The organism is Ventrimonas faecis, assembly GCF_040096075.1.
In the GTDB taxonomy this organism is placed as follows: Bacteria; Bacillota; Clostridia; order Lachnospirales; family Lachnospiraceae; genus Brotaphodocola; species Brotaphodocola faecis.
The window spans coordinates 16,684-27,867 of record NZ_JBBMFJ010000038.1 but is presented as its reverse complement, the minus strand read 5'-3'; the positions used below and the strand labels follow the sequence as shown (position 1 = coordinate 27,867).

The following is an 11,184-nucleotide window of genomic DNA, read 5'->3' as shown; positions in this document are numbered from 1 at the left end:
TGGGATTTTTGCCTGCAAGCCCATGTTTTCATACGGTCAGCGCAGTGAATGCGCAGACCTACTGAACAGTTACCATTATACCATATTATTTCGGAAAGCCATGGGGCAATTTTTTCAACAGGACGCAATTTCCCATGAAACATAAAAAGGAGCCCACCCTTCAGTGAACTCCTCATCTTGCCAGCACTTAATTCAATTTCTGAATGATTGCATCGCGGTACATCTCGGTCGTTGCCGTTCCGTGCAGATCCGGTGTCAGGCATGTGCCCTCTTCCAGTACTGCGTCGACCGCCTTACGGATCTTTGCCGCGCACTCGCGCTGATCCAGATGCTCCAGCATCATGCAGGCAGACCACAGAAATGCGGTCGGATTGGCAATATGCTGTCCGGCAATATCCGGCGCGCTGCCGTGAACCGCCTCAAACATAGCGTAATCTGTTCCCAGATTGCTGGATGGAAGAAGGCCAAGACCGCCTATCAGTCCGCTCGCCAGATCCGACAGCAGATCCCCATACAGATTCGGTGTTACAATAATGTCGAACTGATTTGGATTCATAACCATCTGCATGCAGGTATTGTCAATAATCTTGTCGTTATGTTCAATCTCCGGGTACTCTTTCGCAATTTCATTGAAAATGCTTAAAAACAGGCCGTCGGACATTTTCAGGATATTGGCCTTGTGTACGCAGGTTACTTTCTTCCGGCCATGAGCCTTCGCGTACTCAAACGCATCACGGATGATCCGGGTACTTGCTTTTCGCGTAATAATCTTGGTTGCGTGAACGGTGTTCTCATCAATCTGCGCTTCCACGCCAACGTAAAGATCTTCCGTATTCTCGCGGAAAATGACCATGTCAACATCATGGAATGGAGTCTCAACCGCGATATTAGATTTTGCAGGGCGAATATTGGCATAGAGGTCATATTTCTTTCGCAGCGTTACGTTCAGAGAACGGAAACCATGACCGATCGGAGTTGTGATCGGAGATTTCAGCAACACGTGGTTTCGGTCAAAGGACGCATATGCCTCTTCCGGAATCAGCGCGCCATTCTTTATCCACTCTGCTTCACCAACATTATAGATCTCATAATCCAGTTCTGCGCCTGCTGCCTGCAAAATTTCCAGCACACAATCCGTAATTTCCGGTCCGATTCCATCTCCCTTAAATACTGTAACCGTTTTCTTCATTCCATGACCTCCTGATTTCTATCCTGCATTTTTTATTTTTTCAAATACTAGCACAAGATAAAATCAAAGTCAATAGGTTGTGTCAATCACAATATATTGCTTTTGATTTAGAACAACTGGAGATATGGATCAATAACCGGTAATATGATTGGCAATTCCGTTATCCATGAAATAGGCCCGTCGATTGCTTACCACATCTGTGACATCACCATTATTATACAAATCACAATAGCCAATAATACCAGAATATAATAACCAGGACGAGACCGCTCTTACTTCATTTCTACTTACTGGTTCTTTTACTGATTCTTTTACAAAATCCGTCACCCGTTCTATCGGATTTTTCCCTGTACCCTTCTTTTCTTCCAGAATCTGAACCATCACCGCTTTATAGGTCTCATTGAAAATACTAAGCGCTGTGCTATTTGAAAAGAATCTACTGGATTCTGCAGTAAATGTCTGAATCAAGTTCTCCAGAACATCCATACAATCTGCTTCATTCTTTGTTTTCAACCAATAACACATCGGTGAAGAATTCGTAAGGAAATCTGCCTCATAAATTTCACACGCCCAAATTTAGTAAAAAATCTGGAAATCCGCATAAATGTGAGGGTTTGGTAAGGATGTTTTTAAGATTTAGGTTTTGCGGTATAGTATGTTGCGTACTATACCGCTTTCCCTTTCCACAAAGTGACCTTTGAGTGGTCGAATACTCCGATATGGTTATAGATAATTTCAATTTCCTGTAAGCGTTTACCGCTGCTCTTATCAGGAGCATGGACAATAATTTTGTCGATAAACTCATGTACAATTTCTGGTGTTAGTTCTGTAAGGTTAGTGTACTTGCGGACTACTGAAAGAAATTGCTTTACATCCACAGATTGTTTTTCTTCTTTCTGTAATTCTTTCTCTAAGGAAGTCTGTTCTTTCTGCAAAGTATGCTGTTCTTCCTCATATCCTTTTGAAAGTTTCATAAAGCGCTCATCTGAAAGTTTTCCACTAATATTGTCTTCATAAATCCGTTGAAAAATTTTGTCCAACTCTTGAATACGGGAATGGATTTCTGTAAGCCGTTTTTTCTTTTGCGACAGTTCTTTATTTCTTTGCCGCATATCCGTATCCATGACCATCTGAACAAATTCATCTTCATAATCTGATACATAGCGGATAACTTCTTTCAGGTTTTCCAGCACAATTTGTTCGACTACTACATTACGAATATAGTGCATAGTACATGATTTTGAATTGTGCCGGTAATTGCTGCATACAAAATTATGTTTCTCTGCGCTCTGTGCCATTTGCCTATGAAATGTCATTTTGCTTCCGCAATCTGCACAGTAGAGCAAACCAGAGAACATAGGCATATCCCCCATTTTGGTAGGGCGGCGTTTTCCGGAACGGATTTTCTGTACAATCTCAAAGGTTTCCTTGTCAATGATTGCTTCATGGGTATTCTCAAAAATCCTCCATTGTTCAGGACTGTTATCAATTTTTTTGCGATTTTTATAAGACTTAACATGGGTCTTAAAATTCACAGTATGTCCTAAATAATCCATTCTTTCTAAGATGTGAGATACCACAGTTGCGCTCCACAGATACTTGTCAGGTGGAAGAACGGTTCGTGGCTTTTCCCCATGCTCTAACGCATAATAAGTAGGGCAAAGAATTTTTCTTTCCGTTAGAATATTTGCAATTCGTGTCGGTCCATAACCATTGACACATAAACGGAAGATTTCCCGAACCACTTCGGCGGCTTCTTCATCTATAAGCCATTCCTTTTTATTGTCAGGATTCTTCATGTAGCCATAAGGAGCGTGAGAACCGATATGCTCGCCTGCCATTCCTTTAGAACGTTTGACTGCACGGATTTTTTTGCTGGTGTCCTTTGCGTACCATTCGTTGATTATGTTACGAAATGGGGTAAACTCATTCTCCCCCACATGGCTATCCACGCCATCATTGACAGCAATAAAATGGACATCCATGTTCGGGAACATAATTTCTGTGTACATTCCCACCTGCAAATAATCACGCCCAAGTCTTGACATATCTTTGACTATAACGCGTTTGATTCTTCCTGCTTCGACCTCTGCAATCATTCTTTGAAAATCTGGTCTGTTGAAATTTGTACCAGAAAATCCATCATCTACAAAAAACACATAAGGCTGATACCCATGTTCGATTGCATAACGCTTCAGGATTTTTTTCTGGTTAATAATACTGTTTGAATCACCCTCCTGTTTATCATCTTGTGAAAGCCGACAGTATAATGCGGTTAATTCCTCTGTTTGATTTCCAATCGGATAAATGGAAGTGATAGTGTTGTTTGACTGCTGTAACATAAATACCTCCTATCCGACAGTCAAACAGACAATGCTTTTGCAACTTTATTGTACCGCATTTTCTGTTTTCTGTCTGCCCTGTTTTATAGCAAAATTATTGTTTCAAGTCATTACGGATAAGCCTTTTTACTTTCGTTACTGCGTCTTCCTGTGCCTGTTCTTTTGAACGGGATTTTACCACATAACAGGTGTTTCCTATCTGGTATTCCCGTATCATTTCAGGGACAGGATTCTTTGTGTTTTCCATAAGATAACAACCTCCTGTTATTTTCTTTGAAGCAAACCGAACAGCTTTCGCTAAAGCTCATGGGAATCTCACCCCTGCATGGTTCTCATCCAGCCGTACCCTTTGCCAACGGTGCTAGATCATCACACGGACTAAGGCTGTACGGAAGTATCATTATCACGATAGAAAGGTCATGGCGGCAGCTCTGCGGTAAGCTGCTTATGGAACGCTGGCAGGAATCGCTATCCGGTTTCATCCCTCCTTTGGTGGGTTACGGCGTGCCAGCCCAACGGCTCTCTTTCTATCGAAACGTATTCGGCTGCTTTATGCTGCGTTGATTAGACGCTTTCTTTTTCAAGGAACAATCCGGCTTTGTTAGCCTGTTAAAATGCACTGGTGATAATGCACTTTAATAGACTGGCAAGCTCTGTCTGGGAAGCATGGGCTTGTCCATGCTTCCACAGGAGAGCGTTATTTTTATTTTGGTTCCCTGATTTCAAAAGATAAAATCTTTGCAATCAGACGTGTTTCCATCCGGCGGCGTAGGGTTTCATCTACAACCATGTGGGTATTCCCATATTCGTCTTTCATGGGACGCATGGAACGGCTGGCAATAAAACCGCTGTAATGGCGTACAATCTGGTTGACTGCTTCAATATCGCCGTCCGCAGCCCTTACAATCACAGGAAACGGAATCATAGGGTGCTTTGCTGTCATGCTTCCTCCTCCATAAATTTTTTGATAAATTCTAGTCCGGCGTGTCTTCTTCTCTGGATAGTAGAACGGTTGACTTCCAGAATTTTTGAAATTTCCGTATCGTCAAATCCAAGAAAATAATATCTCAGGATAACATCACGTTTCTTTCCATCCAGATTTTCTAATGCTTCTGCTAACAGGCTGTTTTCAATACGGACAGTAAATCCATCCATTTCAAAAGTATGGAAGTGGGATGGATAGGTGTCTTCGGAAGAAAACAGATTAACGGTGTAATCGTCCATATCACAAAACAGGGTTTCCCGTTTGCACTGTCTGGACAACGCTTTGAGATAGTCTTTGCGTTCATCTTCCATAGCGACTTTACAGATGTAATCAAACTGGTTCTCTATGGTTGTCTGAAATTCAGATGGCTTCATCATTACTCACCCCCTTTCCAGCCTTGAAAGGGAGCGAGTTGATAGGAATTTCTGCTTCTTTCCCCCTTTTCGCTCTTAGTCCCGACAGGACAGGGGGTGCAGTTGCATTTTTGAATAAAAAAATACACCCATTTTAAAATAAAAATGAGTGCATAAGAAATAACAGTAGAATAAATATGACTTGTCAGTTCATATTCAAAGTCGGACTTCCACAGTGGGGGAGCTATACTTTTTTTAATGAATGTAACTTATGTATGCTGTACAGCAACAAAGAAATCCCCATAGTGGCAATCCTCCTAAATGCCACTACTCATTATTCTGTGTTATCGTTGGTTCAAGAATAGACAAAAAGAAGCGGCGGCTCTAAAAATCAAAGCCACCGCTTCAAAGGCGCGTGAAAATCTATCTGCGATACGACGGCTTTTTTTCTTTACCGTCGTCCGGCAGATTATATATCATTATGTTGTCGATTGAACACTTTAAGAAGAATAATAGTACCAATGAAAATAATAACCATGACGCTTGTACTTAATGCCGGATAATATACAACTTTTTCATCATGTGCATAATTTGAAAACACTAGCCCTGTCGTCATAGGGTATAAATTGATAAGGTTTCCGTCAGCAAGGAATATTCCGCAAAACCCATAGAAGAATGAGAAGATTACCCCAGACAAGAATTTGTCCTGCTTTCTCGTTGTTATAACAATGACTGGAAGAACTGCAATATAGCAACAGGTACTTACAATAAATAGCTGTTCAAGGCTTATCAGGCAAGAATTGAAATTTATATCTGCACAATTCATTATTCCCGCAATTACCAGAGTGACAATAAAACTAAAAATCCACTCAAAGATTACCAAACCATAGCCTACTATTAGTTTAGATAAGATTAACCTAAATTTTGAAACCGGAACAGTCAATATATTTTTTAATGTAAAGTCGGTATATTCCCGGTTAATAGAATATCCAACTACCAATGTAAAAGTGAACGGAAGAAATAAACTAAAATGGTTCCAGATAACTCCCTCTGAAAGCCCCGCGTAACTAACAACGCTGTTGTTGGTTCCAGCTAATTGAAACGCCGCTAAAATAATTGAAAAAAGTACAGATACAATTCCAAGCCAGAGAATATTGTATCGTTTATATTTCAAGAACTCTGTTTTTATTAGTCGCACCATTTCTAAGCACCTCCTAAATTTCCTGCTTGCTTTTATAAATAATCGCAAGCATTAGTGAAGCAATAGCTGTTAATATCAAAATACCAATACATGCGGGAGAACTTAAAAACCAGTCGTCTAATCTGTATGTTGGTCCCGTAGTCATGTGAGGTAAAGCCCATCTAAAAACAGCCGACAGAGGGGATAATACGTTTGACATAGCAAAAACAATAGCAAAACTTGCGCTTGCATAAATAAACGATAGGATTATTGAAAAAATATATCCTTTTTTGCTAAGACATTCGATAGCGATAACAGGGAGTATGGAAACTGCCACCATAACGCCAATCAAGACTCCAAGCAATAGCCTGTAAAGAATATGGTCGGCACTACCTATTATCAATCCCCCTATTAAGGTTGCGGCATTTGTCGCAAGAGAATAAATAATGGAAAATATCAATATTGTAATTACTTTTGCAGTAATTAAGGCTGCTGTGGAAATAGGAATTGTGTTAATGTTCTTTTGGGTTCCATTCGTCTTTTCTGAAAAGAACAATATAGCTCCCAAAATTCCTAAAACCGTTGGTAATAATAAGAAATACCCAAACACTCCAATATTCAAATAAAGCCAGTCAAATCCTAAATTGCTTTTAGCTGCAAATGTAGTCATAGGAATAGGAAACAAAGCGGCTGCAAAGATAGTTAAAAATATAAATTTTTTCCGCTTTAATTTAAGAAATTCACAATAGACCAATTTAAGCAATTCCCTCGCCTCCCGTCACTCGCTTGAAGTAATCTTCAAGACTTTCTTCGCAGGTATGAGCTTCTGATACCTCCAATCCATTTTCCACAAAGGCAGTTACAATTTTTCCTACGGATAAGTCAAGGTTATGCAAGCGTAAGTTATGGTCGTCCTGTATAGAAAAATGGCTTTCGTGGAAAGTACGTTCCAAAATTCTTGCTGCCTGTGCGGTATCAGAAAGAGTAAATCGAATATGTTTGCTACTTTTTTGTTCCAGTTCTGCAAGGCTTTCTTCTTCCAGTAGTTTGCCATGGTCGATAATACCAATGTCATCAGCCAGTAGTGCGATTTCTGAAAGAATATGACTGGAAATTAAAATTGTTTTTCCTCTTGTGTCACAAAGCTCACGAATAAAAGAGCGAACTTCCGCAATACCGATAGGGTCAAGCCCGTTGATAGGTTCATCTAAAATTAAAAGTTCCGGGTCGTGCATAACAGCAAGTGCAATCGCAAGACGTTGTTTCATACCAAGCGAATACTGGGAAAACAGTTTTTTGTCCTTATAAGGCAGTCCTACTAAATCTAAAGCGTCTTTAATCGCATGATTGTTTGGCACACCTCGTAAGGTTGCAAAGATACGCAAATTTTCCGTAGCAGTCAGATTAGGATAAAAGCCGGGGGACTCAATCAAGCTACCGATACGGGGCAAAAGTTTCTTTTCATTCCCCTGCAAAGCCTTTCCCCATATTTTGAATTCGCCGGAAGTAGGCTTTGTCAATCCAAGCAGCATTTTCATAGTAGTTGTTTTTCCGGCTCCGTTTCTTCCAAGCAGTCCATAAATTCTTCCTCTCTGTACATGGATATTTAAGTCAGCAACACTCTTTTGTGAGCCGTACTGCTTTGTAAGATTTTTTGTTTCAATGATATATTTTGTGTCCATATTCAAACCTCCTGTTCTGTAAAGTATTCTATCACTCCAATCTTGCATTAACCTTGCAACAACCTTGCATTAACCTTGCAATTTCAAATACAGCTTCCGAAAGTAATTAAGGCTCCCGCCATAAAGACGGAAAAGCCTTAATCTATCAACGGAAAAAGTAAAGTAAATTTAGTTCCTTTTTCCGGTACACTATCTGCTGTTATTGTGCCATTCATCTTTTCCACAAGCTGATGAACGATAGATAAGCCAAGACCGCTGCCTTTTTCAGCACGCCCTTTATCACATTTATAAAGCCTCTCGAAAATATGTTTCAAATCTTCTTTTTCAATGCCTATCCCGTTATCAGTTAATCGAATTTGCATATTTTTTTCCTGCTTTGATAGGAATATTTCTATTTTGTCTGCATGACTGTGGGAAATTACATTCTGAATAAGATTATTCAATATCCGCATATAACCGTCCGTATCAAGTTTTACTCGGAAAGGCTGTTCGGGAATATCAATGTTATAATCTATCTGCCTATCTTCAAATATAGGTATCCAGTCAATCAAAATATTTCGTGTTAGTTCCGCAGCTTCAACGGTATTTATATCCATAGCAAACTCATTAGAGTTTAATTTGAACCAGTCAAAAAGAATATCTATATATTCTTTCAAATCGTGAGCTTTACGACGGGCAGTTTCGATATAGTCGTCCTTGTCTTTTCCTGTGACAATTCCTCTATGTGCGGCGTCAAGATACCCAATAAGTGTGGTAAGCGGTGTCCGAACATCATGGGAAAGGCTTGTCATAAGCTGGCGGTTCGTTTCTTCTGCCTGCCGGACAGTAGACAGCCTTTTCTCATAAGATACAACAATCTCATTGATTTCATAAGCAAGAGGAGCTACCAGTTCATTTGTTGCTGATAAAATCCGCCTGTTTCCATTCCCATTTTTTACATCAGCCAATGCGTCTGTTATTTCTGCTATCTGCTTTTTAACACGCCGGATAACAAGGCAAGAAACAAAAATAGAAAAAAGTGTAATGATAATTGATAGAAAAATAATCGCTTCCATAAAAATCAAACCTCCTTGCTAAAGCGATAACCAATTCCCTTAATTGTCTGAATGTATTTGGGGTTTCCGGGATTTACCTCTAATTTCTTGCGAAGTCGGCTAATAATCGCCATAATGTTACTGTCATCATAAACATATTCTTCTCCCCACACTTCTTCATAAATCTGTTGCTTTGTCAAAATTTTTCCTTGATGTTTCGCGCAGTATAAAAGCAGGTCAAATTCCTTTGGGGGCAACTCAAAAGTTCCATTTTCCGTAATAATAGAACGATTTTCAAGGTCTATTTTCAATCCGTCAAATTCAAGCTGCTGTGTCATTCCGTCTGTTTGATTGAAACGGGTATAACGCCGTATAAGAGAAATAATACGGGCTATTAGTTCGTCCATATCAAAAGGCTTTGTCAAATAATCATCGGCTCCTGCGCGTAAGCCGCGCACTTTGGAAGCACTGTCATTTTTAGAGGTAAACATCAAAATCGGCAGACTGTTTTCTTTTCTGATTTCTTCCAGTGTTTCAAATCCGTCCATACCGGGCATCATAACGTCCAGTATCACAAGTTGATATTCTTTTTCTTTTAATTTTTGTAATCCCTCTTTTCCTGTATTACAAAAATCAGCTTCTATATCTTCTGATAAAACGCTTCGCTTAATCAGCGCACAAAGCTCTTTATCATCATCTATAATCAAAACTTTATTCATGGTGTAGCTCCTTTCCTTGTTTTGTTCTCCCGTCAATCGGTTTTTCCGCGTCCTTTGGTATCAGCCACATATATCCAAGTTTTGAAACACCCAGTATGCGGTTTTCTCTGCAAAGTACCTGTACCCGCCTTTCAGAAATTCCCCATTTCTTCGCTGCTTCGGGGCAAGACATATATTCCATAACACCCAAGTCCTTTCTACAAATCATATCAGTATAATTATAGTCGGGCATACGAATAATAGCAAGTGCAAGCATATGAATTATTATGGCTATAAATAGGAACTGTATAGACGTATTCAGTATGAAAGAGGAACAGTAGAATGTATATGGGTGAATAAATATGGCAAAAAGACCAACAGCTAAATATGACTTTAAGGCTTTCGGACAAGCTATCAAAGCAGCGAGAACCGAACGAAAAGAGAGCCGTAAAAAAGTAAGTGATGAAATGTATATCTCACCACGTTATCTTGCTAATATTGAGAATAAAGGACAACAGCCGAGTTTGCAAATTTTTTATGAGCTTGTAACACGCTATGATATATCCGTAGACCAATTCTTTTTCCCAGATAAATCAGCGGAAAAAGATACACAACGTAGGCAGCTTGATACACTGCTTGATAGTATGAGTGAGAAAGGAATACGGGTAGTCACCGCCACAGCAAAAGAGATAGCCGAAGTCGAAACAGAGGACAGGGGAATGTCCAGAACAGAATTTTAACGAGAAGACACATTGTAATCTTTCAGGAAATACAATGTGTCTTCTGCTTTATATAACTCTATTTCACAATCTTCCAGTTTTCCACGTTCTTTTCCAGTACAAGGTTAAACTGTGATACCTGTGTTGTCATGGTCTGGTTATCCAGATATTTCACTGCAAGGGAAGCTGTCACCTGATTTCCGTTTCGGTTGTAGACCGGATTTACCAGTTCCGAGAAAATATACTCTTTTCCCACAGGTTTCAGCACACCCTCATTCACATAATAGGTCAGCTCCTTTGCGGTTGCCGTAGGGTACAGCTTGAAAAAGGTAGTGAGAAATTCGTTGATTTCCTCTGTGGTGATGGAGTCCACCGTACCGTCACTTTGTACCGCTTTTGGGGTGTAGCCGGATTTTACGGGAACGCTGGTAATGGTTGGGTTCTGGATAATCGTCAGGTTTCCAGAGCCGTCTACATAGACCGTCACCTGATAGGCGGAACGGACGGTTTTACTGGATTCTCCCTCTGTGATACGCTGTTCCACCGTATAGGTCACTTGATAATGCTGCTCCTTTTCTTCTGTGATTTCCCATATCTGAAAATCGGTCAGGGCAGACGATACGGGGATGTCCTTTCGGATAGTATCTACATTCAGGGCTTGCAGCTCTCCGGTGAGATACCCTTTTAAAGCGTTTGTCCGGTTGTCAATGGAAGCGGCGGACTGTTCCCATGAATAGTAGACTTCTGCGAAATTCTTCACAAAATTCTCTATCTTGTGAGTGTCGAGGATTTGTTCCTCAATTACTTTGGTTTCATGGACAGTATGAATGTCTATCGCCGTGAAATTCTTATAGACGGCAAACAGGAAGCTCACCGCCAGCAGCACCCACAGGGCAATCACAGTTTTTTTGTGGGTATTGACTTTGTAAACTTTCAGTTTCTTTTCTTTCTGCTTTTTCTGGTGTTCCTCTTTTCTAATCTGAATCATATCGGTTCATCCTT

General features: G+C 40.2%; 14 protein-coding genes. 1 reads left to right on the top strand and 13 read right to left on the bottom strand.

Annotated elements, in window-relative coordinates; translation table 11 throughout:
- Positions 1–187 precede the first annotated feature (187 nt).
- The 12 genes from WMO41_RS14355 to WMO41_RS14300 form a co-directional block, all read right to left on the bottom strand.
- Positions 188–1,189 (bottom strand): isocitrate/isopropylmalate dehydrogenase family protein, encoded by a 1,002-nt coding sequence (locus tag WMO41_RS14355; RefSeq protein ID WP_349230337.1) that lies wholly within the window; start codon positions 1,187–1,189, stop codon positions 188–190.
- A 129-nt stretch (positions 1,190–1,318) separates the two neighbouring features.
- Positions 1,319–1,675, bottom strand: a complete 357-nt coding sequence (locus WMO41_RS14350) for a hypothetical protein (RefSeq protein ID WP_349230336.1) — start codon at positions 1,673–1,675, stop codon at positions 1,319–1,321.
- Between the two features lie 179 nt (positions 1,676–1,854).
- Positions 1,855–3,531, bottom strand: coding sequence for a recombinase family protein (locus tag WMO41_RS14345; protein ID WP_058965461.1), 1,677 nt, complete (start codon positions 3,529–3,531; stop codon positions 1,855–1,857).
- Positions 3,532–3,625: 94 nt separating this feature from the next.
- Complete coding sequence (locus WMO41_RS14340) at positions 3,626–3,778, bottom strand: transposon-encoded TnpW family protein (RefSeq protein WP_077138574.1); 153 nt, start codon at positions 3,776–3,778, stop codon at positions 3,626–3,628.
- A 456-nt stretch (positions 3,779–4,234) separates the two neighbouring features.
- Positions 4,235–4,474, bottom strand: coding sequence for a helix-turn-helix domain-containing protein (locus tag WMO41_RS14335; protein WP_009255079.1), 240 nt, complete (start codon positions 4,472–4,474; stop codon positions 4,235–4,237).
- A complete protein-coding gene (locus tag WMO41_RS14330; protein WP_022615780.1) occupies positions 4,471–4,893 on the bottom strand; it encodes an RNA polymerase sigma factor in 423 nt (140 codons plus the stop codon). The genes WMO41_RS14335 and WMO41_RS14330 overlap by 4 nt, the downstream gene beginning before the upstream one ends.
- Positions 4,894–5,338: 445 nt before the next feature.
- Positions 5,339–6,070 carry an ABC transporter permease gene (locus tag WMO41_RS14325; protein WP_058965462.1) on the bottom strand — a complete coding sequence of 244 codons (732 nt, stop codon included), beginning with the start codon at positions 6,068–6,070 and terminating at the stop codon, positions 5,339–5,341.
- 13 nt (positions 6,071–6,083) lie between these two features.
- Positions 6,084–6,812: an ABC transporter permease gene (locus WMO41_RS14320; protein ID WP_349230335.1), complete on the bottom strand. Its 729-nt coding sequence runs from the start codon at positions 6,810–6,812 to the stop codon at positions 6,084–6,086.
- Positions 6,805–7,731, bottom strand: coding sequence for an ABC transporter ATP-binding protein (locus WMO41_RS14315; RefSeq protein WP_349230334.1), 927 nt, complete (start codon positions 7,729–7,731; stop codon positions 6,805–6,807). The genes WMO41_RS14320 and WMO41_RS14315 overlap by 8 nt, the downstream gene beginning before the upstream one ends.
- Positions 7,732–7,868: 137 nt before the next feature.
- Positions 7,869–8,786 carry a sensor histidine kinase gene (locus WMO41_RS14310; protein WP_058965465.1) on the bottom strand — a complete coding sequence of 306 codons (918 nt, stop codon included), beginning with the start codon at positions 8,784–8,786 and terminating at the stop codon, positions 7,869–7,871.
- 5 nt (positions 8,787–8,791) lie between these two features.
- On the bottom strand, positions 8,792–9,484 hold the full coding sequence (locus tag WMO41_RS14305; RefSeq protein WP_009255073.1) for a response regulator transcription factor: 693 nt from the start codon (positions 9,482–9,484) through the stop codon (positions 8,792–8,794).
- The gene (locus WMO41_RS14300) at positions 9,477–9,665 is read right to left on the bottom strand and encodes a helix-turn-helix domain-containing protein (protein WP_032507306.1); all 189 of its coding nucleotides are present in this window, start codon (positions 9,663–9,665) and stop codon (positions 9,477–9,479) included. Before WMO41_RS14300 ends, WMO41_RS14305 begins: the two co-directional genes overlap by 8 nt.
- A 160-nt stretch (positions 9,666–9,825) precedes the next feature.
- On the opposite strand from WMO41_RS14300, the gene WMO41_RS14295 reads away from it, so the two are divergent.
- Positions 9,826–10,203 (top strand): helix-turn-helix domain-containing protein, encoded by a 378-nt coding sequence (locus tag WMO41_RS14295; protein WP_009255071.1) that lies wholly within the window; start codon positions 9,826–9,828, stop codon positions 10,201–10,203.
- 58 nt (positions 10,204–10,261) lie between these two features.
- Here WMO41_RS14295 and WMO41_RS14290 read toward each other — a convergent pair whose 3' ends face one another.
- A complete protein-coding gene (locus WMO41_RS14290; RefSeq protein WP_058965466.1) occupies positions 10,262–11,170 on the bottom strand; it encodes a conjugal transfer protein in 909 nt (302 codons plus the stop codon).
- Positions 11,171–11,184: the final 14 nt, after the last annotated feature.

Coding starts and splice junctions, on each gene's coding strand:
- WMO41_RS14355 (WP_349230337.1), bottom strand. CDS start 1,189: ATGAAGAAAACGGTTACAGTATTTAAGGGAGATGGAATCGGACCGGAA.
- WMO41_RS14350 (WP_349230336.1), bottom strand. CDS start 1,675: ATGGATGTTCTGGAGAACTTGATTCAGACATTTACTGCAGAATCCAGT.
- WMO41_RS14345 (WP_058965461.1), bottom strand. CDS start 3,531: ATGTTACAGCAGTCAAACAACACTATCACTTCCATTTATCCGATTGGA.
- WMO41_RS14340 (WP_077138574.1), bottom strand. CDS start 3,778: ATGGAAAACACAAAGAATCCTGTCCCTGAAATGATACGGGAATACCAG.
- WMO41_RS14335 (WP_009255079.1), bottom strand. CDS start 4,474: ATGACAGCAAAGCACCCTATGATTCCGTTTCCTGTGATTGTAAGGGCT.
- WMO41_RS14330 (WP_022615780.1), bottom strand. CDS start 4,893: ATGATGAAGCCATCTGAATTTCAGACAACCATAGAGAACCAGTTTGAT.
- WMO41_RS14325 (WP_058965462.1), bottom strand. CDS start 6,070: ATGGTGCGACTAATAAAAACAGAGTTCTTGAAATATAAACGATACAAT.
- WMO41_RS14315 (WP_349230334.1), bottom strand. CDS start 7,731: ATGGACACAAAATATATCATTGAAACAAAAAATCTTACAAAGCAGTAC.
- WMO41_RS14310 (WP_058965465.1), bottom strand. CDS start 8,786: ATGGAAGCGATTATTTTTCTATCAATTATCATTACACTTTTTTCTATT.
- WMO41_RS14305 (WP_009255073.1), bottom strand. CDS start 9,484: ATGAATAAAGTTTTGATTATAGATGATGATAAAGAGCTTTGTGCGCTG.
- WMO41_RS14300 (WP_032507306.1), bottom strand. CDS start 9,665: ATGGAATATATGTCTTGCCCCGAAGCAGCGAAGAAATGGGGAATTTCT.
- WMO41_RS14295 (WP_009255071.1), top strand. CDS start 9,826: ATGGCAAAAAGACCAACAGCTAAATATGACTTTAAGGCTTTCGGACAA.
- WMO41_RS14290 (WP_058965466.1), bottom strand. CDS start 11,170: ATGATTCAGATTAGAAAAGAGGAACACCAGAAAAAGCAGAAAGAAAAG.